This is a genomic window from Mesorhizobium sp. RCC_202 (assembly GCF_041355295.1).
In the GTDB taxonomy this organism is placed as follows: domain Bacteria; phylum Pseudomonadota; class Alphaproteobacteria; order Rhizobiales; family Rhizobiaceae; genus Mesorhizobium.
Window position 1 is genome coordinate 206,535 of the sequence record NZ_JBFUPO010000004.1, and the last position, 23,265, is coordinate 229,799.

Annotated in this window: 20 protein-coding genes; 18 read left to right on the top strand and 2 right to left on the bottom strand. The window is 64.2% G+C overall.

Annotated features, from left to right (window positions below; translation table 11 throughout):
- Positions 1–19: 19 nt before the first annotated feature.
- From AB6802_RS11165 to AB6802_RS11220, 12 genes are all read left to right on the top strand, one after another.
- Entirely contained in the window at positions 20–790 is a 771-nt protein-coding gene (locus AB6802_RS11165) for an IclR family transcriptional regulator C-terminal domain-containing protein (RefSeq protein WP_371010154.1), read from the top strand.
- A gap of 251 nt (positions 791–1,041) precedes the next feature.
- Positions 1,042–1,767: a GntR family transcriptional regulator gene (locus AB6802_RS11170; RefSeq protein WP_371010155.1), complete on the top strand. Its 726-nt coding sequence runs from the start codon at positions 1,042–1,044 to the stop codon at positions 1,765–1,767.
- A gap of 2 nt (positions 1,768–1,769) precedes the next feature.
- The gene (locus AB6802_RS11175; protein ID WP_371010156.1) at positions 1,770–2,801 is read left to right on the top strand and encodes an ADP-ribosylglycohydrolase family protein; all 1,032 of its coding nucleotides are present in this window, start codon (positions 1,770–1,772) and stop codon (positions 2,799–2,801) included.
- Positions 2,798–3,784, top strand: coding sequence for a PfkB family carbohydrate kinase (locus AB6802_RS11180; protein ID WP_371010157.1), 987 nt, complete (start codon positions 2,798–2,800; stop codon positions 3,782–3,784). Before AB6802_RS11175 ends, AB6802_RS11180 begins: the two co-directional genes overlap by 4 nt.
- A 28-nt stretch (positions 3,785–3,812) precedes the next feature.
- Entirely contained in the window at positions 3,813–4,877 is a 1,065-nt protein-coding gene (locus tag AB6802_RS11185; RefSeq protein ID WP_371010158.1) for an ABC transporter substrate-binding protein, read from the top strand.
- 210 nt (positions 4,878–5,087) lie between these two features.
- On the top strand, positions 5,088–5,957 hold the full coding sequence (locus AB6802_RS11190; protein WP_371010159.1) for an ABC transporter permease: 870 nt from the start codon (positions 5,088–5,090) through the stop codon (positions 5,955–5,957).
- The gene (locus AB6802_RS11195) at positions 5,957–6,745 is read left to right on the top strand and encodes an ABC transporter permease (RefSeq protein WP_371010160.1); all 789 of its coding nucleotides are present in this window, start codon (positions 5,957–5,959) and stop codon (positions 6,743–6,745) included. The genes AB6802_RS11190 and AB6802_RS11195 overlap by 1 nt, the downstream gene beginning before the upstream one ends.
- Positions 6,745–7,812: an ABC transporter ATP-binding protein gene (locus AB6802_RS11200; RefSeq protein WP_371010161.1), complete on the top strand. Its 1,068-nt coding sequence runs from the start codon at positions 6,745–6,747 to the stop codon at positions 7,810–7,812. Before AB6802_RS11195 ends, AB6802_RS11200 begins: the two co-directional genes overlap by 1 nt.
- A gap of 84 nt (positions 7,813–7,896) precedes the next feature.
- Entirely contained in the window at positions 7,897–8,985 is a 1,089-nt protein-coding gene (locus AB6802_RS11205; RefSeq protein ID WP_371010162.1) for a Gfo/Idh/MocA family protein, read from the top strand.
- Between the two features lie 62 nt (positions 8,986–9,047).
- Positions 9,048–9,962, top strand: a complete 915-nt coding sequence (locus AB6802_RS11210; protein ID WP_371010163.1) for a sugar phosphate isomerase/epimerase family protein — start codon at positions 9,048–9,050, stop codon at positions 9,960–9,962.
- Positions 9,963–10,042: 80 nt separating this feature from the next.
- Positions 10,043–11,137, top strand: a complete 1,095-nt coding sequence (locus AB6802_RS11215) for a fatty acid desaturase family protein (protein WP_371010165.1) — start codon at positions 10,043–10,045, stop codon at positions 11,135–11,137.
- Between the two features lie 87 nt (positions 11,138–11,224).
- Positions 11,225–12,028, top strand: coding sequence for a 3-methyl-2-oxobutanoate hydroxymethyltransferase (locus tag AB6802_RS11220; protein WP_371010166.1), 804 nt, complete (start codon positions 11,225–11,227; stop codon positions 12,026–12,028).
- A gap of 12 nt (positions 12,029–12,040) precedes the next feature.
- Here the strand turns inward: AB6802_RS11220 and hutH are convergent, their stop codons facing one another.
- Together hutH and AB6802_RS11230 are read right to left on the bottom strand one after the other, a co-directional pair.
- Complete coding sequence (hutH, locus tag AB6802_RS11225; protein ID WP_371010167.1) at positions 12,041–13,537, bottom strand: histidine ammonia-lyase; 1,497 nt, start codon at positions 13,535–13,537, stop codon at positions 12,041–12,043.
- Positions 13,534–14,535, bottom strand: coding sequence for an ornithine cyclodeaminase family protein (locus AB6802_RS11230; RefSeq protein ID WP_371010168.1), 1,002 nt, complete (start codon positions 14,533–14,535; stop codon positions 13,534–13,536). Before AB6802_RS11230 ends, hutH begins: the two co-directional genes overlap by 4 nt.
- A 108-nt stretch (positions 14,536–14,643) precedes the next feature.
- Here AB6802_RS11230 and AB6802_RS11235 point away from each other — a divergent pair, with 108 nt between their 5' ends.
- From AB6802_RS11235 to AB6802_RS11260, 6 genes are all read left to right on the top strand, one after another.
- A complete protein-coding gene (locus AB6802_RS11235; protein WP_371010465.1) occupies positions 14,644–16,086 on the top strand; it encodes a DHA2 family efflux MFS transporter permease subunit in 1,443 nt (480 codons plus the stop codon).
- Positions 16,087–16,380: 294 nt separating this feature from the next.
- Entirely contained in the window at positions 16,381–17,367 is a 987-nt protein-coding gene (locus tag AB6802_RS11240) for an ABC transporter permease (RefSeq protein WP_371010169.1), read from the top strand.
- An 87-nt stretch (positions 17,368–17,454) separates the two neighbouring features.
- Positions 17,455–18,480 carry a sugar ABC transporter substrate-binding protein gene (locus tag AB6802_RS11245; RefSeq protein ID WP_371010170.1) on the top strand — a complete coding sequence of 342 codons (1,026 nt, stop codon included), beginning with the start codon at positions 17,455–17,457 and terminating at the stop codon, positions 18,478–18,480.
- Between the two features lie 113 nt (positions 18,481–18,593).
- Complete coding sequence (locus AB6802_RS11250) at positions 18,594–20,717, top strand: ABC transporter permease (RefSeq protein ID WP_371010171.1); 2,124 nt, start codon at positions 18,594–18,596, stop codon at positions 20,715–20,717.
- Entirely contained in the window at positions 20,714–21,763 is a 1,050-nt protein-coding gene (locus AB6802_RS11255; protein WP_371010172.1) for a hypothetical protein, read from the top strand. The genes AB6802_RS11250 and AB6802_RS11255 overlap by 4 nt, the downstream gene beginning before the upstream one ends.
- Complete coding sequence (locus AB6802_RS11260) at positions 21,763–23,259, top strand: sugar ABC transporter ATP-binding protein (RefSeq protein ID WP_371010173.1); 1,497 nt, start codon at positions 21,763–21,765, stop codon at positions 23,257–23,259. The genes AB6802_RS11255 and AB6802_RS11260 overlap by 1 nt, the downstream gene beginning before the upstream one ends.
- The last annotated feature ends 6 nt before the right edge of the window (positions 23,260–23,265 follow it).

Here is a 23,265-nt window from a genome sequence, read left to right on the forward strand (position 1 = left end):
ACGCCAGCCGGGAACGCCTGTGGAAGAGGAAACAATCTCGCGCGACCATGTCGGCTCGCTGGAACGCGGGCTGGCGGTGATGGAAATCCTGGCCCGCCATCCATCCGGCATGACGCTGACCGAAATGGCGGAGGAGGCGGGGCTGACCCGCGCCGGCGCCCGTCGCTTTCTGCTGACGCTGGTGTCCACTGGATATGCGACGCAATCGGGCCGGTTGTTTTCGCTCTCGCCGCGCCTGCTGACCGTAGCGCGGACCTGGCTTGGCGGCGCGTCGCTATGGACTTTCGCGGCGCCGATCATGCGCGAGGTGGCGGCCAAATTCGACGAAGCCTGCAACGCCGCCGTGCTGTCGGGCGAGGATGTCGTCTATGTCGCGCGCATCCCTGGTCGACGCATCCTGAGCGTGGCGCTCGATGTCGGCACGCGGCTGCCCGCCTACTGCACCTCGATGGGGCGTGTGCTACTCTCAGGCATGGCTGCGGACGAGCTGAAGGCTTTTCTCGGCGAGGCAAGGATCGAGCGGCGGACGCCGAAGACGATCACCAGCCGCGCGGCGCTCGGCAAGGCGATCGACGCGGCGAGGGCGGATAGCTTTGCCATCGTCGACGAGGAATTGGAGCTCGGCCTGCGCTCGATCGCCGTGCCGATCAACGACCGGGCCGGACGTACCGTCGCCGCCATCAATGTCTCGACGCAGTCGGCGCGCTTTTCCGTCGATGCGATGCAGCGCGACATCCTGCCGGTGCTGCGCAAGGCCAAAGAGCGGGTGGAAGAGTTCTTCTTCGTTTAGCTGCCTACATGACCGCGCGAAGCGAATTTTGCTGGCGATAGTTCGATGTGATTGTCCGAGGTTGGCGTTGCCCCGGACAGCAGTGGGACAAGCCCGAGGATGACGCCAATCAAAGCATGCCGGTTATCCGTACTCCCAAACCCGTATGCCATTGCCCTCTGTAGTGACGGGCAGAAGAGGCTAGCCGTTGACGCTTCTTCGCAGATCCGCTAATGAACAGGACTATACAGGTTCACTAAACAGGTATCGATATGGCTCGCCGCGCAGCGCAGATCACTCCCGGCACGGGCAAGCCCGAGCAGATCGCGACGGTTCTCGAACATGAAATCCGCTCCGGCGTGCTCAGCTTCGGCGACCGGCTGCAGAGCGAGAACGAACTCGTCCAGCGCTTCTCCGTCAGCCGCAACACGGTCCGCAAGGGGCTCGAGGAACTGTCGAGCCGAGGGCTGATCACCACCAAGGTCGGCATCGGTTCCTTCGTCACCTTCGACGGCATGCCGGTCGACGACGCCATCGGCTGGTCGCGCGCGCTCGCCAATGCCGGCGCCAACGCCGAGACCCGCACGCTGCGGCTCGAAGTCATCGAGGACGCCGAGCTTGCGGCAAGGCTCGGTGTCGACAGTCCTTCCTTTATCGCCGTCGACCGCGCCCGCACCAATGCCGCCGACGGCCATGCGATCTCGATCGAACGCAGCCGCCTGCCGCTGTCGCCGGAACTGGAAGACGTGCCGCTGCGCGGCCTGCGCGAAGGCTCGCTGCACCAGACGCTGCGCGAGGCAGGGCTTGTGCCCGACCATGGCGAGGAATGGGTCGACATCGAGATGCTGAGCGCCGCCGACGCCGCCGTTCTCGCTTGCGCGCCGGGCACGCCGTTCCTGCGCACGCGACGCCTGACGCGCGCCGCCGACGGACGCGTGATCGAATTCGTCACCAGCCTGCTCAACCCTGCGCATTTCGCGCTGCATCTGGAGTTCTGAGCATGGCGATCGACGCGATAGACCGGGCAATGGGCGCGCTCATCGGCGGCGCGCTGGGCGATGCTTTGGGCATGCCGACGCAATTGCTATCGCCGGCGCGCATTGCCGAGCTCTACGGCCATGTCGAGGGTTTCGTCGCGCCCTTTGATGACCATCCGGTCTCCAAGGGGCTGCCGGCCGGGGCGATCACCGACGATACGGAACAGGCGCTGCTGCTCGGCCGCGTCCTGGTCGAGTCGGGCGACCGCTTCGACCATGCGCGCTGGGTCAACGCGCTGCTCGACTGGGAACGCGACGTCAAGGCGCGCGGCAGCTACGATCTGCTTGGACCGTCGACCAAGCGCGCCATCGACGCCATCAATGACGGCGTGCCGCCGGAAGAGGCGGGGCGCGCCGGTGACACCAATGGCGCTGCCATGCGCATTGCGCCGGTCGGCATCATGATGCCGCCGGAGCCGCTCGCCGCACTTGCCGCCAAGGTGGCGGAAACCTGCCGGGCCACCCACAACACGTCGATCGCCATCGCATCCGCCGCCGCTGTAGCCGCCGCGGTCAGTCTCGGCGTTTCGGGCGGCGACTGGCGCGCCGCCTCCGGCCACGCCGTCGCGGCGGCACGGCTCGGCGCTGTGCTCGGACATTGGGTCACCGGCGGCGACATCGCCGCCAGGATCGTCTGGGCGCAGGACCTCGTGCGCGGCAAGGTGGAGAAGGAAGCCATCAAGCTGATCGTCGATCTGGTCGGCACCGGCGTCGCCAGCCAGGAATCGGTCCCGGCGGCCTTCGCGGTGCTGGAGGTTGCGCAAGGCGATGCGTGGCGGGCGGCCGTCATATCAGCCAATCTCGGCGGCGACACCGACACGATCGGCGCCATCGCCGCCGGCATGGCCGGCGCCTGCAGCGGCCTGTCTCGCCTGCCGCAGGATCGCATCGCCGGGCTGCGGGGCATCGGCCTCGACGCGGTCCGCGTGCTCGCCGACGATCTGGTCGCGGCGCGCAGCTCCAAGCTCGGTTCAGGCAAGGAGGCCGCCGCATGATCGGGCGCCTCGTCCATGTCGGCAGCGCGGTGGTGGATTATGTCTATCGCATCGACGCCTTGCCGGTGCCCGGCACGGAAAAGACCGCGTCGAGCTACGCACGCGTCGCCGGCGGCGGCTTCAACATGATGGTCGCGGCACACCGCACCGGCATGAAGGTGGTGTTCGGCGGGCAGCTCGGCACCGGGCCGGATGGCGATTTCCTGCGCGCGGCCTTCGCCATTGAGGGTATCGAAACGCTGACGCCGCCATCCGCGGCGATGGACAGCGGCAATTGCGTCGCCATGATCAGCGGCGATGCCGAGCGCACCTTCGTCTCCTGGCCGGGCGCCGAGAGCCGGCTCACGCTCGACATGATGGCGCCGGTGCAAGTCGTTCCGGGCGACTGGGTTTTCACCTCCGGCTACACGCTGAGCTACCCTGGCAGCCGCGAGGCGCTGACCGACTGGATCGAGGCTTTGCCGGCCGACATTCCCTTGGTCTTCGATCCGACGCCGGTGATCGCCGACATCCCGCGCTCGATCCTCGACAGGGTGCTGGCGCGCACGACATGGCTGAGCTGCAACACCGATGAAGCGGCCGAGATCGCCGGTTGCGGCGATGCCCAGACGGTCGCTGTGCGGCTGCTGCGGGAACACTGCCCGCGGGCAGCGGGCGTCGTCATTCGCGCCGGCGCGCGGGGTTGCCTGGTGCGGATGGCTGATGGCGGAACAAGAGCGGTGCCGGGTTTCGATGTGCAAGCCATCGACACCAACGGCGCCGGCGACACCCATATCGGCGCCTTCGTCAGCGCGTTGTCGCGCGGCCTGACGCCTTGCGAGGCGGCCCGCTACGCCAATGCCGCCGCTGCTTTGTCGGTCACCCGCCAGGGCGGATCGTCGGCGCCAAGCGACAGCGAGATCCAGGAATTCCTGAGCCAGCGCGGCGACGCAAGCACCGCGCCTGGCCAGGAGGCAGCGACTGCAATTCAACAAGCCCGCTAAACGGGCAAACAATGAGAGGAAAACAGACATGCGTATGCCCAGACTGACCGCTTTTTTGACGGCGACGGCCGTCTTCGTTTCAGCCTTCACGCTGGCCGCATCGGCGGCCGAGGAAGTGCATGTGCTCAACTGGAAGGGCTACGGCGCCGACGAGCCCTGGGCGGTCGCCAATTTCGAGAAGGCGACCGGCTTCAAGGTGGTCAACGACTTCTTCAACTCCGAGCAGGAGATGCTGACCAAGATCAGGACCAATCCCGGCCTCTACGACGTCGTCATGATCAACGCCGCCTTCAACGACCAGGCGATGGCCGGCAAGCTGATACAGCCGATCGATGTGTCGAAACTTTCCAACTATGCCGATATCGCCAAGGACAAGGCCGGCTCGCCGATGCTCGACCATGACGGCAAGGTCTATGGCGTGCCGTGGGTCTGGGGCCTGACCGCGCTGGCCATCAACGAGAAATCCTTCGACAAGCCGCCGACGTCGATCGCCGAGATGTGGGATCCGGCGCATAAGGGCCGTGTCATCATTCGTGACGACGCCGTCGAGGCGGTGCAATTCGGCGCCATCGCGTCGGGGCAGAACATCAACGACATCAAGGATATGGACGCGGTCAAGGCGAAGCTCACCTCGCTGATGCCGCAGATCAAGACCTTCTGGAGCTCGGAGAACGACTGGAACCAGATGGTCGCCTCCAACCAGATCGACATCGGCACCTATTGGAGCGGCTCGGCCGATCGCGCCAAGACGCATTTCAAGCTGCCGGTCTCGCTGGTTGTTCCGCAGGAAGGCGCCGTCGCCTGGCTCGATGCGTTCTCAATCCCGGTCGGCTCCAAGAACGTCGCCGGCGCCGAGGCCTTCATCAACTACATGATCGACCCCAAGTTCTACGTCGAATGGGTCACCAAGGTCGGTGCTCCGGTTTCGGCCAACACCAAGGCGGTCGAGGCGCTGCCCGAGGATGCCTTCAACCGCAAGGTCATGGGCAGCCCGGAGGTCGCCAAGCGCATCCAGTTCCAGGCGCCGGTCACCGACGCGCAGCGCGAAAAGTATCTGGCGCTGTGGCAGCAGCTCAAGGTCGACGTGAAGTAAGAGACCGTTGGAAATTCCACTGTGGCGGCATCTGATGGCGTTTTCTGCGCTTCCGGTGCTCACGGACCCAAATGTCCACTGCGCTCCGGTTCTCGAAAACCACCACCGTATGACTGGCCACAGCGAATTTCGAAACGGTCTCTAAGACCACGTCCGGACCAGCCGGCGGTTCGCGTCGCTGGTCCTTTCAATCGTGGGGAGGAGGGTGTCATGGCAGCACAAGGAGCGGTCGCGTCACGCGGCGGACTGAGGCCGGCTCTGCCGCTTCTCCTGCCTGCCTATCTATGGCTGACCGTGGCGATCTTCCTGCCGCTGTCGGCCATGGTGTTCTTCTCCTTCATGACCGACCTGCCGCTGGCCGGGAAGGACTGGGCTTTCACGCTCGGCAACTATGCGGCGTTCTTCTCGCAGAGCCTTTATTCCAAGCTCATGCTCGCGTCGCTGCGGCTCGGTCTCGAGGTGACGCTGTGGTGTGTCGTCATCGGCTATCCGGCGGCCTATGTGCTGGCCAAGGTGTTGAAGGGCCGCAGCCGCGAGGCGATCTTCCTGCTCGTCATCCTGCCGTTCTGGTCGAACGGGCTGGTGCGCATCTTTTCCTGGGCGATGGTGCTGCGCGAAGGCGGCATCCTCGACACCGCGCTCAACGCGGTGCTGCCGTTCAAGATCAACATCGACCTCATGTATTCCTATCCGGCCGTCATCATTGGTCTGGTGCACTCCTACGTGCCTTACATGGTGCTGACCTGCTACCTCACGCTGCAGGCCATCGACGACTCGCTGATCGAGGCCGGGCGTTCGCTCGGCGCCTCGCGGTTGCAGGTGCTTTGGCGGGTGATCATCCCGCTGTCGATGCCGGGCCTGATCGCCGGCTCGGCCCTGATCTTCGTGCCGGTGGTCGGCTCCTTCATGGAGCCGCGCATCCTTGGCGGGCGCACCGGTACCTTCTACGGCACCGTCATCGAGGACCAGTTCGTCGCCGTCTTCAACTGGCCGCTGGGCGCAGCGCTATCCTTCATCCTGCTTGCCGTCGTGCTGGTCATCCTGGCGCTCGCGGCGCCGGTTCTGCGGAGGGCCGGCTGATGGCTGTGACGCGCATCCTCGAAGGACTCGGCCGCCTCTACATCTTCCTGCTGCTCGGCTTCCTCTATCTGCCGATCATCATCATGGCGGCGATGTCGTTCAACGCTTCGCCCTTCTACCAACTGCCGTTCGAATGGACGACGGATTGGTATCAATCGCTCTGGCAGAACGACCAGCTGATCGCGGCGACCTGGAACAGCATCGAGATCGCGGTCATCACCACGATCATCTCGACAGTGCTGGGCTCGATGGCCTCGCTTGCGCTCTACCGCTACGAATTCCGCGGCAAGAAAGTGCTGCAGGCGCTGCTCTTCCCGCCGATCGCCATCCCATGGCTGATCACCGGCACGGCGATGCTGATCTTCTTCTTCGGCGTCGGCATCGGACGTGGCCTGTTTGCCATCCTGCTCGGCCATGTCGCGCTGGCGCTGCCTTATGTTATCGTCGTCGTCTCCGCCCGGCTACAAACTTTCGCGCCGGAGCTGGAAGAGGCGGCGCGCTCGCTTGGCGCCAACCAGTGGCAGGTGACCATACGCGTCACATTGCCGTGGATCATGCCGGGCGTCATCGCCGGCGGGCTGTTCGCCTTCGCCGTGTCGTTCGACCAGTTCGTGGTTTCGTATTTCCTGTCGACACCCGGTCAGACGACGCTGCCGGTCGAAATCTATGCCGCGATCCGAAAAGGTTTCACGCCCGAGATCAACGCGGTGTCGACAATCATCATCGTGGTGTCGATGGCGCTGATGCTGCTCACGGCACGCTTCTTCAAATTTGGCGGAGAGAAATAATGGCTGGCGTCCAGGTAGCGAACGTCTCCCGCAGTTTCGGCGCGCATAAGGCGCTGGACGATGTCTCGATCGATTTCGCTGATGGCGGCTTCTATGCGCTGCTCGGGCCTTCAGGCAGCGGCAAGACAACGTTGCTGAGGCAAATCGCCGGTTTCGATTTTCCCGACTCCGGCCGCATCGCCATCGGCGGCGAAAGTGTCGAGCGTGTGCCGGTCGAGAAACGACGCATCGGTATGGTGTTCCAGAACTATGCGCTGTTCCCCAACATGAGTGTCGCCGACAATGTCGCCTTCGGGCTTTCGGTGCGCGGCGAAGCCAAAGCGACGATCGCCACAGAGGTGCAGCGCGCCCTCGACCTGGTGCAGCTCGGCAAGCTCGGTGGCCGCAAGCCGCACCAACTCTCCGGCGGTCAACGCCAGCGTGTCGCTCTCGCCCGCGCGATCGTCACCAAGCCGCGCGTGCTGTTGCTCGACGAGCCGCTCGGCGCGCTCGACAAGGCGCTGCGCGTCGACATGCAGATCGAATTGAAGCGCATCCAGCGCGAGATCGGCATCACCACCATCTTCGTCACCCATGACCAGGAGGAAGCGCTGACGATGAGCGACCGCATCGGTATCCTGCGCGATGGTCGGCTGGTGCAGGAAGGGCCGCCGGAAGAGATCTACGACCTGCCGCAGAGCGAGTTTGCCGCAACCTTCCTCGGCGACGCCAACATCTTTCGCGGCGATGCCACCGGCAACGGCATCAAGCTGCCGGACGGTACGACGATTGCCGCCGCCTCCGGGCCTGCGCTGTCGGCTGGTGTCAAGGCGAGCTGCGCGGTACGACCGGAGCGCATCCAGATCTCAACGGGCACTGCAAAGGCCGATGCAGGCAATGCCAACTCGCTCAAGGGACGGGTCTCGAAGCGCATCTTCGCCGGCAACAACAGCACTTATTTCGTCGACCGCGATGGCCAGACGCTGAAGGTGATCGTGCAGAACACCGGCGCCGAGCGACTGGCCGAAGGTGAGCCCGTGGTGCTGAGCTGGTCGCCGGACAGCACGGTGCTGATCGCGGCAAGCTGACGATCGCTGATGGGAAATGATGGCGCGGGCCTTGGCTGAGGGCCGGACCATCGCGCTATATCCAATCCTCGACGGGAGGAATGGATGGCGAGCATGGGTTTCGAGCCGGACGTAAGCGTCCGGGTCAAGGACTACCGGATCGGCTGCATCGGCGCTGGCATGATCATGGCCGAATGCCATTTGGCCGCTTATCACGAAGCCGGCTTCCCAGTCATCGCCATCGCTTCGCGCACCAGGGCGAATGCGCGGAAGGTGGCGGACCGCTGGAGCATTCCGACCGTCCACGACACGCCGGAACAATTGATCGAGGACGAGACTGTCGAGATCGTCGACCTTGCCTTTCCGCCCGACCTGCAGCCGGCGCTGATCCGCCACGCGCTGAAGCAGAAGCACATCAAGGCGATCCTGGCGCAGAAACCGCTGGCGCTCTCGGTCGAGGAGGCGGTCAAGGTGCGTGACGAGGCGGCGGCCTCCGGCAAGATCCTCTCGGTCAACCAGAACATGCGCTACGACCAGTCGATGCGCGTGTTGAAGCAGATCATCGACAGCGGCGCGCTGGGCGAGATCGTGTTTGCGCAGATCGACATGCACGCGATCCCGCACTGGCAGGGCTTCCTTGCCGGTTACGACCGGCTGACGCTTGCCAATATGAGCGTTCACCATCTCGATGTGTTGCGCTTCCTGTTCGGCGATCCGGACGAGATCACGACGCTGACGCGCAAGGATCCGCGCACGACGTTCGAGCACTCCGACGGCATCACCGTGTCGACGCTGCGCTTTGCCTCCGGCGTGCTTGCCGTGTCGCTGGAGGATGTCTGGTCCGGCCCGCGCCAGGACGGCTATGAGGACGACCAGCATATCAACTGGCGCGTCGACGGCACCAAGGGCGTGGCCAAAGGCACGATCGGTTGGCCGAAAGGTGTTGCCTCGACGTTGACCTACGCCTCGAGCGAGACGACCGGCGGCAAATGGGTCAGCCCGCGCTGGGAGACGATGTGGTTTCCGCAGGCCTTCATCGGCGTCATGGAGCAACTGCAATATGCGCTGAAGACCGGCACGCCGCCGGCGCTCTCCGTCGCCGACAACGTCAAGACCATGGCCCTGGTCGAGGCAGGCTACCGCTCGATGGCGGAAGCCCGCACGATCAAGCTGTCCGAAATCCCTGTCGATTAGGCGGCTAAAGGCAAGACCAAAAGACAGGGCAACTGAATCGCTTACCGGGAGGACTTCACCTCATGATGCAGGCAGGTATCTTCACAGGCTATTTCCCCTACGAGCTGGAGGAAACCGCCAGGCGCATCCGCGCGCTCGGTTTCAACACGGTGCAGCTCGACCTCCACTTCAAGGATGTCGACCTGTCGGCCGGGCAGATCACCAGGGACAAGGCAAGGACAGTTCGCGACACATTCCGCGACCACAATCTGCCTGTATGCTGCATCTCGGGCTACACCAACATCATCCATCCCGACAAAGGCGAGCGCGAGAAACGCGTCGGCTACCTGAAGGAGACCATCCGCAACGCGCGCGAATTCGGCTCGCCTTACGTGATCTCCGAGACCGGCACCTACAACACCGAGTCCGACTGGGTGCATCACCCGAAGAACAAGACCGAGGAAGGTTTCGAGGAATGCCGCAAGGTGATCTCGGACCTTGCCCAGACCGCCTACGACCACGGCGCGGTGTTCCTGCTCGAAACCTATGTCAACAATGTCGTCGGCTCGGTCGAAGAGACGGTCAGGATGTTCGCGCAGGTCGACCATCCGGGCCTCGGCCTGTTGATGGACCCGACCAATTATTTCGAGGCGCACAACATCGACCGCATGGACCAGGTGCTGAACCAGGTGTTCGACACGCTGACCGACAAGATCCGCATCGCGCATGCCAAGGACGTCAAGCGCTCAGGCAGCGACAAGACGGAGAAGCACGCCGATATCGGCGACGCGGACGCGCATGAAGGGTTGACGTTCCGCGGCGTCGGCGAGATCGAATTGCCAGCGCCGGGGCTCGGCGCGCTGAACTACGACCTTTACCTGAAGCGGCTCAGCGAGAAGCATCCGAACATCCCGGTGATCATCGAGCATCTGACCGAGGACGACGTGCCGCGCGCGAAGAAATTCCTCGACGGGAAATTCCGTGCCAACGGACTCTAGATCAAAAGAGAGAGCATGATGTCGTCCGAAAACCGCTTCACACTTTTCGGCATCATGCTCTAGGGCAGGGCGAGACGATAATGGCGACGGCCGCCAAGACAAAACGCGATTACAGCCTGGTCGGCGAAAGCACGCGGCTTGCCATCGAGACCGGGCTGGCGTCGGCCGAGTGGTACCACACCGACGTGCCGCGCAAGGAGATGAAGGCGCTCATGCAGCGCTCCGACGGGCCGGCGATCCGCGACACCATCATCTGGGTCGTCGCGATCCTGGGCTCGGCGGTGGGCATCGTCTGGTTCTGGGGCACCTGGTGGGTGGCGCCGTTCCTCATGGTGTATGGGGTGCTCTATGGCTCGTCGAGCGACTCGCGCTGGCACGAATGCGGCCACGGCACTGCGTTTCGCACGCGCTGGATGAACGACGTCGTCTATCACATCGCCTCTTTCATGCTGATGCGCAATCCGGTGCAATGGCGCTGGAGCCACGCCCGCCACCACACCGACACCATCATTGTCGGACGCGACGCCGAGATCGCGGTGATGCGGCCGCCGGACCTCATCAAGGCGGCATTAGCCTTCACCGGCATCCTCGATTTCCGCTATTCGCTGCCGACGCTGCTGCGCCAGGCTCTTGGCCGGCTGTCGGATGACGAGAAGAGCTACATCCCCGAGATGGACCAGCACAAGGCGGTGGTAGCGGCGCGCTGGCATATGGTCGTGTATGTCGCGACGATAGCTGTCGCGATCGCGCTTCGCTCATGGCTGCCTTTGGTGCTGATCGGGGTGCCGCGCCTCTACGGCACCTGGCACATGGTGTTGACCGGACTGCTGCAGCATATCGGGCTCGCCGACAATGTCACCGATCACCGGCTGAACACACGCACCGTCTACATGAATCCGATCAGCCGGTTCATCTACTGGAACATGAATTATCACGTCGAACATCACATGTTCCCGATGGTGCCCTATCACGCGCTGCCGAAGCTGCATGCGCTGATCAAGCACGACCTACCAGAACCCAATCCGTCGATGTGGCATGCCTATCGCGAGGTGTGGCCGGTGCTGCTCAGGCAGCTCAGATACGAGGACCATTACCTCAAGCGCGAGCTGCCGCCGACGGCCAGGCCCTATCGTGGCGAGTTCCACACGGTCGACATGTCGAGGGCTGCAGAGTAGCAGGCCCGTCGGCTATCCAGTCAGCCGCGCGGTCGATAGGGTGACAGCAAGATCAACCGAACGTCCGCCAGCAAACAGGGACATAAGATGAGCCGAAAGAGACCGACCGTTGCCGATCTGCGCGCCATGAAAGGCAAGCGACAGTTGACCATGCTGCGCGTGCTGACGCTGGACGAGGCCGAGGCCGCCGAGCGGGCAGGGGTCGACATCGTCTCGGTGCCGCCGGAACTGGTGCTCAATCCCCAGTACCGGGATGCGGCGCCCAGCCTGTTCACCATGCCGGGCGAGAATTTCTTCGAGATCGGCACGGCCGACGATTTCCTGCGCTGGGCCTTCCGCCTCTACAAGGGTGGCGCCGACGCCGTCTATTGCAGCGCCGGCTACGCCACGGTCAAGCGCATGGCCGACGACGCCATTCCGGTGATCGGCCATGTCGGCCTGATCCCGTCGCGCGCGACCTGGACCGGCGGCTTCAAGGCGGTCGGCAAGACCGCCGACGCGGCCATGCAGGTGTTCGAGGCGGTCAAGCAGCTGGAGGCGGCCGGCGCGATCGGCGCCGAAATCGAAGTGGTGCCGGTCGAGGTGGCGAAGGCGATCTCGGAGCGCACTTCGCTGATCATGCTGTCGATGGGCGCGGGCACCGGCTGCGACGCGCAATATCTGTTCGCCGAGGATATTCTCGGCGCGAACCGGGGTCACATGCCGCGCCACTCGAAAGTCTATCGCAACTTCGCCGCCGAATACGATCGGCTGCAGCAGGAGCGCATCGCGGCTTTCGCCGAATATGTCGCCGACGTCGAGAGCGGCGCCTATCCGGAAGACAAGCATGTCGTGCGGATGGACCCGGGCGAGCTCGCCCAGTTCATGAAGAAGGTCGACGCAAAGCCCTGACAGGCTGCTCGTTTAGCCTGTTGCTGGCGGACCCCGCCACGTCCCGCCGGCGAGCGAGGCGTAGAGCACCTCGGCGTCCACGCCGAGCGGGCGGTCCTCCTTCAGCGTTGCTACATGCGCCCGCACGGCCGTGTGGATCGCGGCGGTGGCCGGCGCAAGCGTTGCTCCCTCGCGCAAATCGACGGCCTGCGCCGCCGCCATCAGCTCGAAGGTGATCAGCCGACGCCACAGCGCGATCATTTCGGCGCATTTGGCGACAGCCAGCAGCGCTTGCGTCGCAAGATCCTCGACGCCCTCGGACACAGGCAGGAAGTCGAGCATCACCGGATTTGCCTTGTGGCGGATGCCGGCCAGGATCGCCGTCACCGTTTTCTGCAGCGGCACGAAGCCGGCCGAGGCGCCGCCGACGGGCGACAGATATTTCGGCAAGCCGTGACGGCTGGAGCCGGTGAGCTGGATGAAGCGGGCGGCGCAGGCCGCCGCGCATTGCGCGATCGCCAGGCCAAGTGTCTCGAAGGCCAGCGAAAGCGATACGGTGTGGAAATTGCCGGTCGACATCACGACGGCATCGTCTGCCAGCACCAGCGGATTGTCGGCGGCGGCGTTGAGCTCGATCTCGACCGCGAGCCGCGCGTGATCGATCGCCTGGATCAGCGCGCCATGGACCGAGGGCATGCAGCGAATCGACAGCGGGTCCTGGATGGTGGTCGCGGCCGGCGCGTCGTCGCGCGCCAGCAGCTCGCGCAGCGCCTTTGCCGCCACCTGCTGGCAGGCCCCCGGCCGCGCCAGATGCTGGCGTGCATCGAGGATGGTGCGGTTGGCGCCAAGCGCCTCCATCGTCAGTGCGCCGGCCTGCTGCTGTTGTGCGAGCGCCGAGAGCGCATCGATAAGCGTCAGCGCACCGGCGCCGGTGGACACGGCGGAGGCATTGATCAACGACAGGCCGTCCTTGGGCGCCAGGCTAACCGGAGCCAGCCGCGCCATCGTCAGTGCCTTGGCGGCGGGCATGCGCCGGCCCTGGTAGTCGGTTTCGCCTTCGCCGATCAGCATGCGGGCGATCGCCGTCATCAGCACCAGGTCGCCGTCGCCGATCGAGCCGAGCGAGGGTATCACCGGGTGGACGCCGGCATTGAGGGCTTCGACAAGCGCGGTGAAGATATGTGGCGACAGGCCCGAACCGCCGGCCGCCAGCATGGCAATGCGGGCAAACATCGCCGCGCGCACCGTGGGAATCGGCAAGGCCTCGCCGACCCCAGCGCTCCGGCCTTCGAGCAACTGCCGCTGGAAGGCGCTGGCGTCGCCTTCGACCGCGGTCACGAGATTGGCGCCGAGGCCGGTGTTCAATCCGTAGATCTGCTGGCCGCCGGCCGCGGCCTCGTCGAGCACCTTTCGCGCCTTGCCGAGCCTCTCGATGACCGTCGGCGTCACCTCCACCTTGTCGGCGTTTCGGGAGACTGCCGCGACATCGTCGATGCTGACGCCGGCGCCGGTGAGAACGAGCGCGCTCATGCGAAACGCAGCCTCTGTCCAATGCCTTTTTCGCCGGCCTTGGCGAGCATCGCCTTGCCGAGCGCAATGTCTGAGAGCGACAGGCCGCGATGCCAGAACAGGATCGTCTCGTCGTCGTTTTGCCGACCAGCCTTCTTGCCGGCGGCGATCTGGCCGAGCTCGGCATGCAGCGTCGCTTCGCTCAGCCTTCCGGTCTCGACATGGCCGCGTAGCGAGCCGAACTTGCCGCCTTTGCACTGGCCCCAGTCGTCGACAACAATCTTCGACATGATGTCGGTGAGCGAAAGCTCAACGGCGCTCATCGTGCCGTAGGGCACGACGAAGGCCCCCGGCTTGATCCATTCGGTCTTGAGCAAGGGTTGCGGCTCGTTGAGGCGCGAGGCCTCGACGACGATGTCGGCACCGTCGACGCAGCTTTTCCAGTCGGCGACGGCGGTGACTTTCTTGCCGAGGTCGGCCGACAGTTTCGCGGCAAAGCTGTCGCGGCTTTCGGGCCTGCGCGAATGGACACGGATTTCGTCGAAGTCGAAGAGATGGTCGAGCAGCCGCACGTTCCAATAGGCCGTGCCGCGCGCGCCGATATGTCCCAGCACCTTGGAGGTCTTGCGCGCCAGATGCTTGGCGCCGATCGCGGTGACGGCGCCGGTGCGCATGTCGGTGATCACGGTGGCGTCGAGGATAGCGCGCGGCGTGCCGGTGCGCGGATCGAACAGGTTGAGGATGCCGAATTCGGACGGCAGGCCGTGCAGGTAATTGTCGACATAGTCGCCGACGATCTTCACGCCGGCAGCGTCGAGCGGGGCAACATAGCCGCGCAGCACGTTGAAATGGCCATGGAAGGATGGATCGGGCTCGAGATGGACGCGCGGCTCGATCACCGTCTGGCCATTGCCTTGCGCGACGAGCCCGGCCTCGACGGCGGCGATGATCTCGGCGTCGGTCATCGCAAGCGCTTCGATGTCGAGGGCGTTGAGGTAGTCGATATAGATAGGCTTCATGCGTTTTCCTTGGCCACCCGCTCATCCATAACAGGCCAAACGGCGACACGGAAGTTTGTTGGATAAACTCTGGACTGGACCAGCTTTATGCTGTTCAACCAGCGCGTTATGAGCAGCGTTCCCGACAACGACGCCGTGTTCCAGCCGGCGCTTGCGGCCCAACAGGCACGGCGCGTGGCGCTGATCGTTGCCGTCGCTTTCTTCATGCAACTGCTCGATTCAACGATTATCTCGACGTCGCTGCCGCAGATGGGCCAGTCCTTCGGCGTGCCGGCGGTGGCGATGAGCATCGGCATCACCGCCTATATGCTGACCATGGCCGTGTTCGTGCCGCTGTCAGCCTGGCTCGCCAACCGTTTCGGCGCGCGCACCATCTTCCTGATCGCGATCGCGCTGTTCACGCTCGCCTCCATCGCCTGCGGTTTCTCGCAGAGCCTGACCGCGTTTGTCGCTGCCCGCATCGTGCAAGGCCTGGGCAGCGCGCTGATGACGCCGGTCGGCCGCATTCTGGTTTTGCGCAACGCCGCCAAGTCCGAGCTGATCGCCGCCACGGCGCTGATCACCTGGCCGGCTCTGTTCGCGCCGGTGGTCGGGCCGGTGCTCGGCGGCTTCATCACCACCTATCTGTCCTGGCACTGGAACTTCTTCATCAACGTGCCGCTTGGATTGGCCGGTCTGTTGCTGGTGGCCCGCTTCGTGCCGGGCGACCGCGATTCCGAGGCCCGGCCGCTCGACTGGTCGGGGTTTTTCCTTACGTCGCTCGGGCTTGCGGTGATGCTCTACGGGTTGGACCGGCTGGCGCATCCCGAGGACGGCATGCTGCCGACGATCGGTTCGATCGGCATCGGCATCGTGATCGGCTGGTTCGCGGTTCGCCATCTTTTGCGGGCAGAGCATCCGCTGCTCGATCTCTCGGCCTTCAAGGTGCTGACCTTTGCCATCTCGACGCTCGCCGCCGGCACGATCGTCCGGATCGCCATCAACGCCACGCCATTCCTTTTGCCGCTGCTCTTTCAGGTCGGTTTCGGCCTTCGGCCGGTCGACGCCGGCCTGCTGGTGCTGGCCTATTTCCTCGGCAATCTCGGCATGAAGACGGTCACCACACCGACACTCAAGCGCTACGGCTTTCGCAACGTTATGGTGGTGAACGGGCTGATCGCATCGCTGGCGATCATCGCTTGCGGCGCGATCTCGCCGCAAACACCGTGGGGGCTGGTGGTGGCGCTGATGCTGGTCGCCGGCCTGTCGCGTTCTATGCAGTTCACGGCGCTGAACACGCTGGCCTTCGCCGACATCGATGCGCGACAGCGAAGCTCTGCGGCGACGCTTTCCAGCATGCTGCAGCAGATGGCGATGCTGTTCGGCGTCGCCGTCGCGGCCGCGATCCTCAATCTGTCGCAGATCGTGCGGGGTGGGGCGGTGCCGGATCTCTTCGACTTCAGAGTGGCTTTCGCGGCGATCGGCCTGATCGGGCTTGCCGCATCTCTGCGTTTCCTGGTTCTGCCACCTTCGGCCGGCGCCGAAGTTTCCGGACACTCCGGGAACAATTGACATCGCGCCTGCCGCGCTTTGCGGACGCAAATTCCCCCGGCATCGTCGGCTTTGAACGCACCGGTTCGCGAGCCGCGCGATCGACGCAAAGAATAGCCAAAAAGCGCAAGAGTTTCCGACCATTGCGCCAGTTTCGGCAATCGATGCATCCACTCGACAAATAGTGGCGTCAGACCGTTTGTTGAACGCGGATTCATTTGACGAGCCGCTGTTGAGCCGATTAGCTTTCAGTCGGGACGGAGGTTCGACGGGGCCTTCCACCGGAAAGAAAATCCCTTGGGCGAAAGAGGGGCGATGAACGCGATCGGCTGGCCGGACTGGAGGCGCCTTAATCAGGAAGGCATCGTCTTTGCCATCGCCGTGGTGCTGTTCATCGCGGCGGCCATCTGCCTGCCGGGCTTTTTCGCCGCCGACAACCTCGTCGCCATCGTCCGTTCCGTCTCGGTGCTGGGCATATTGGCGCTCGGCATGGCTTTGGTCATCATCGGCCGGGGCATCGATCTGTCCGCCGTGGCGATCATGGCGATGTCGGTCGCGTGGTATCTGCAGCTGCTCAATGCCGGCACGCCGGATGGGCTCGCCTTCGCCTATGTGCTGGCGGGCGTGCTCGCCATCGGTCTGCTCAACGGCTTTCTCGTCGCCTATGCCGACGTGCCGGCGATCTTCGTGACGCTGGCCACCGGCTCCTTCGTCTTCGGCTATGTGCGCTCGCAATTGATCACGCAGGATGCCGTGCCGGTGCCGCAAGGCCATTGGGTCGAACTGCTCGGTGGCCTGCGCTTCCTCGATATCCCGATCGAGGTGTTCGTCTTCGCCGCGCTGGCGTTTCTGGTCTTCCTGTTCCTGCGCTTCACCAAATGGGGCCGCTTCATCTATTTTGCCGGAGACAATCCGGTGGCGGCCCGCAACATCGGCATTCCGGTGCGGCCGATGCTGGTGCTGCGCTACGTGCTTTCGGCTGTCGTAGCGCTGGTCGCCGGCCTGCTGACGGCCGCCAGCCTGCATTCGATCAACACGCGCGTCGTCAACTCGACGCTGCTTTACGACATCGTGCTGGTGGCGGTGATCGGCGGCATCGGCCTGTCGGGAGGCAGGGGTGGGGTGCGCAACGTGCTGGTCGGCGCGGCCCTGATCGGCATCCTGCTCAACGCCATGACCATTATCGACATTCCGCTGCTCTACCAGAATCTCATCAAGGCGGCGATCCTGCTCGGTGCGATCATCGTCGACGGCATCATCAATCCGCGCGACGAACAGACCGCGCAACAGGGCGACATTTGAGCAGGATGGGCTTGCCCATCCTGCTCTCGGGTACCCGGCCGGGTCATGCCGACCGACCGGCAACAATCGAAACCAGAGGGGTATGACATGAAACTATTCAGGACATTGATGGCCGCCGCAACGGCGCTCGCCGTTACCGCCTTCGTGGCGCCGGCCTTCGCCGCCGACGATCCAGGCCCGGCAGCCTACGCGCAGGCGCTGAAGGGCAAGCGCGTCATGCTGGTGCCGCTGGCCATGGGCTTCGACCTGGCGCAGGGCTGGGCGCATTATCTGAAGAAGGAGGTCGAGGCCTGGGGCGGCACGTTCGAGACCCGCGATCCGAACTGGGTGGTCGACGCCGGCGCGCAGGCGATCACCGACGCCATCGCTTCCGATACAAGGCCCGACGTGCTGATCATCCATGCGCCCGACCTCAACTCCTATTCCAAGCTTATGAAGAAGGCGCAGGCCGCCGGCACCTATGTGCTGCTCGTCGACAATCCGGCCAACTTCCCGGCCGATGCCTTCGTCGGCAGCGACTGGGACAAGCTCGGCCAGCTCGAGGCGGAAGCCGCGATCAAGGGCTGCGGCGAAAATTCATCGAAGAAGATCGGCCTTGTGCAGGGCGACCAGGCGAACTCCTCCAGCCTTTACCAATATGCCGGCATCATGAAGGTGCTGGACAAGCACCCGGACTTCCAGGTCGTCGCCAAGCCGGATTCCAACTGGGACGCGACCACCTCGCGCAACGTGACGACAACGATGCTGCAGCAGCATCCCGACATCTGCTCGATCATCGACTTCTGGGATGGAGACGCCACCGGCGCTTCCGCCGCGATCCGCGATGCCAAGCTCGACGGCAAGGTGTTCCTGGTCACCACCGGTGGCGGCGAGAAGGCCGCCGACTGCGACAAATTAGTGGACGGCACCTATGGCGCCGTTGTGATGACCGACCTTGCCCGCCAGTCGGGCGACATGAACGCCATCATCAAGTTCCTGCTGCAGAGCGGCCAGCCGGCCGGCACCTCGCACACCTACATCTACACGCTGGAGAAGGCGACGACGAAGGCCGACCTCAAGCCGGACAGTTGCTGGGACCTCAAGGCGCTGCAGGCCGAGGCGGCGGCGAAGTAAGCCGCGCCTTCTGAAGGCATCCGTGAGGTGGCCGGATCGTTTCGGCCACCTCTTTCCCGTTTGCCACCTGTTCCTATTTGCCACCTTTTCCCGCTGAATGACAAAAGCCGCCAATGACCCTTCGTGAACGCTTGCAGGCCTGGCGATACAATCTCGTGCCCGACCATCTGGTCGGCGAGATCCTGACCAAGCGCTGGACCGACAACGCCATTCCCTTCCTGGCGCTGGTGGCGACGCTCGGCGTGTTCGGCTCGGTCATACCGGGCTTCTTCAAGCTCAATTCCCTGCAGGAATCGACCCGCCAGCTCGGCGAGTTCTCGCTCGTCGTCACCGGCATGACGGTGGTGATGCTGGGCGGCGGCATCGATCTCTCGGTCGGTTCGATCTTCGCACTGTCCTGCTTTTCCGCCGTCTACGTCTTCTTCATCCTGGAACAGTCGGTGTGGCTGGCGCTGGCCGCGGCTCTCGCCACCGGGCTCGTCTTCGGCGCCATCAATGGCTATCTCGTCGGGTATCTGAGACTGCGCGCTTTTCTCACCACGCTGGTCACCTTCATCTTCGGGCGGGCGCTGTTCGACATCCTGGTCAGTACCTATGCCGCCGATGTCCAGCTTTCCCAGGCCTCCTCAGACGTGCTCGACTTCATCGGCGACGGCACATTCTGGGGGCTTTCGGTGTCGGTGTGGCTGGCCATCATCCTGGCTATCGTCACCCATATCGCGCTGACGCGCTCGCGTCCCGGCTGGCATGTGCTGGCGGTCGGCGGCTCGCGCCGCTCGGCGCACAATGCCGGCATTCGCGTGCGCCGCACCGTCTTCATGACCTATGTCTTCTCCGGCTTCTGCTCCTCGATCGGCGGTTTCCTCATCGCCTGCCGGCTGAGCGGGGCGGGACCGGGCACCGGGCTCAACCTGGAAATCATGGCGCTGACCGCAGCGGTCGTCGGCGGTGTCAGCCTCGGCGGCGGACGCGGCTCGGTGGTCAAGGGGCTGATGGGCGCCATCATCGTGCTGACCATGACGAACGGGCTGATCCGGCTCGGCTACGGCACCGGCACCAATCAGATGGTGCTGGGCATCCTGCTTGCTGTCGCCGTCACCATCGACATCCGCTGGCTGAAGAACCGCCACAAGGTGCTGAACGAGGTCTATGTCGCGCCGGTCTATCTCAAGATGGGCGAGACGCAGTCGGCCGCGCCTGGCTCCGGCACCCCCTTCGAACTCGACAACCGGCTGTCGGCCGCCGACCATATCGGGCTTGGCGAGCTGGAAGGGCCGGAAGACGTCATCCTCGACCGTGACGACCACCTTTATTGCGGCACGCGCCACGGCGAGATCGTCCGCTTCTTTGCCCCCGATTACAAACGCTCCGAGGTCTTTGCCCATATCGGAGGCTTTCCGCTGGGGCTTGCCTTCGACAAATCGGGCAATCTGATCAGCTGCGTCGGCGCCATGGGGCTTTATTCCGTCTCGCCGGACCGCGAGGTCAAGCGCCTCTCAGCCGAGACGGCGCGCTCCTTGACCTCGATCGTCGACGATGCGCGGCTGCGCGATCCCAACGATTGCGATATCGCGCCGGACGGCCGCATCTATTTCACCGATTCCACCAAGCGCTATGACGCGCACGATTGGGCGCTGGACTCGATCGAGAACCGCGCGACGGGACGGCTGCTGGTCTACGATCCGAAGGACGGGTCGACCAAGACTCTGCTCGACGGCTACCGCTACACCAATGGGGTGTGCATGGCGCATGACGGCAAGTCGCTGTTCTTCGCCGAAAGCTGGGCCTGCCGCGTGCACCGCTACTGGCTGGAAGGGCCGAAGGCCGGCACCGCCGAATGCGTCATCCGCGACATGCCGGGCTACCCCGACAACATCAACCGGGCCTCGGACGGCAATTACTGGATGGCCTGGCTCGGCATGCGCACGCCGAGCTTCGACCTGTCACTGCGCCACCCCGACATGCGCAAGCGCATGACGCGCCGGCTGCCGCAGGACGAATGGCTGTTTCCCAACATCAACACCGGCGGCGTGGTCAAATTCAACGAGAAGGGCGGCATCGTCGAGGCGATGGGCGATCTCACCGGCGGCGCGCATCCGATGGTCACCTCGATGCGTGAGCACAAGGGCTATCTGTTCGTCGGCGGCATCCTCAACAACCGTGTCGGCCGCTACAGGATCGACGGCGCCGACCCGAACTGGACCAGCCCTGCTTCCTATTGGGGAGCGACATCATGATCCTCGATCCGGTGCTTGATCTCTTCCGTGGCAAGGCGGTGACCATTCCGCCGCTCGACGGCGCCTTCCGGCCCAACACGCGGCTTGATGATGCGCCGGCATTTGCCCAAATGACCGAGCCGGACAATCTGCTGGTCAATGGCGAGAGGCTGCTTGCCTCGAGCGGCAATACGGTGTTTGCGGTTGTCGCGAAAGGCGAGCCGACGGTGGTCGAAACTCTGCCGGCGACGATCAGTGCGCTCGCGCTGTCGCCGACCGGAGAACTCACCGTGGCGCTCGAAACCGGCAAGCTGCTGATTGGCGGCGAGGAGATTTCGCTGCCGGCCGATATCCGCTGCATCACGGCGCTTGCCTATCCCAAAGACGGCACGTTGTGGCTGGCCAATGGATCGGCCGAGCATGCGCCATCGCAATGGGCAGCCGACCTGATGAAGAAGGGCGCGTCCGGTTCGCTTTGGAAGCGCGACCGGGCAGGCGGCGACTTCCGCAAGGTGGCTGGAGATATCGCCTTTCCGTATAGCCTTCACCCTATTGGCGCCGATGTGCTGGTCAGCGAAAGCTGGCGCCATCAGCTTATCCGCTTCGATAGCGCGACGGGCAACCGCTCGACGGTGCTGGCGCATTTGCCCGGCTATCCCGCGCGGCTATCGCCGGCCAGCGACGACGGCGCATGGCTGACGCTGTTTGCGCCGCGCAACCGGCTGATCGAATTCGTGCTGCAGGAAACGCACTACCGGCAAGACATGATCGACCAGGTGCCGTCGGCCTACTGGATCGCGCCGGCGCTGGCCTCCAACCGCAGCTTCCTGGAACCACTGCAATGCGGCGGCATCCGTACCATGGGCATCCACAAGCCGTGGTCGCCCAGCCGCTCCTATGGGCTGGTGGCCAAGCTCGACAAGGACATGCGGCCGCAGTTCAGCCTGCACAGCCGGGCCAACGGCACGCGGCATGGCATCTGCAGCGTGGCCGAAAAGGACGGCCGCCTGTTCATCGCCTCGAAAGGCGGCGACTGCGTGCTGGCTGTCGACACGGGAGGTTTCTGATGGAGCCGATCGTTCGCCTGGAAAACGTCACCAAGACTTATCGCGGTGTGCCGGCGGTGAGGAATGTCAGCTTCGATCTCAGGAAGGGCGAGATCCACGCGCTGCTCGGTGAGAACGGCGCCGGCAAGTCGACGCTGACCAAGATCATCGCCGGCGTTGTCGACGCCACCTCCGGCAAGATGTTCCACAAGGGGCGCGAGATCGCCTACGCTTCGCCGCATGCCGCCCTTGAGGCCGGCATCGCCATGGTGTTCCAGGAGACCAGCCTGGTGCCGTCGATGACGGTGGCGCAGAACCTTTATCTCGGCACCGAGAAATTCCTCAACCGGCTGCGCGGCACCTACATTTCGGCGCAGCAATTCCTGCAGTCGCTGAATTTCCCTGTTGACCCGAATGCGATGGTGGCAACGCTCGGCGCGGCCAAGCGGCAGATGGTCGAGATTGCGCGCGCCGTCCACCACAATGCCGAGATCATCATCTTCGACGAGCCGACCGCGACGCTGACGCCTGAGGAGAAGCGCCACTTCTTCGCGCTGATCCGCCGGCTGAAGACGCGTGGCGTTTCCATCGTCTTTATCAGCCATGCGTTGGAAGAGGCACTGCTGATCGCCGATCGCATTACCATCCTGCGCGACGGCGAGCTGGTGGTGACCGACGACACATCGGCTTTCGATCGCGACAAAATCGTGTCGGCGATGGTCGGCCGTTCGCTGTCGGGGCAGATCTATCGCCAGCGCGACGAGGCGAAATTGCGCAAGGCGGGCAAGAAAGTGCTGTCGGTGCAGGACATTTCGATGAGCAATGTCGTGCGCAACACCTCCTTCTCGATCTTCGAGGGCCAGATCACCGGCGTGTTCGGGCTGATCGGGTCGGGGCGCACCGAGACCTTCAAGATCGTCTCCGGCATCTACAAGCGCGATTTCCTGCGCGGCGGCGCGATCGAACTCGACGACAGACCGGTGCGTTACCTGGTGCCGAGCCAAGCAGTGGCCGATGGCATCGTCTATGTCACCGAAGACCGCAAGAGCGAGGGCATTTTCGAAACCATGAGCGTCGCCGAGAACCTGTTCGGCGGCTTGCTGGCGGCGGGGCGCGACAAGGCCTGGGTGATCAACCAGCAGGAAATGCGCCAGCTCTCGGCCGAATGGACGAAGACGCTCAACATCAAGGCGATCAACGACAATGCGCGCGTGGTCGAGCTTTCCGGCGGCAATCAGCAGAAGGTGGTGATCGGCAAGGGCCTGGTGCAGCAGCCGCGCATCGTCATCTTCGACGAGCCGACGCGCGGCGTCGATGTCGGCGCCATCGCCGAAATCCATCAGATCATCAACCGGCTGGCCGACGAGGGCCTGGCTGTCGTCGTCATCTCGTCCTACCTGCCGGAGATCATGAACCTGTCCGATCGGATTCTCGTGTGCCGGCAGGGGCGTATCGTCGAGGAGTTTTCACCGGCCGAGGCCACGGAGGAGAAGATTATGTACGCGGCCGTGCATTAGGATGTG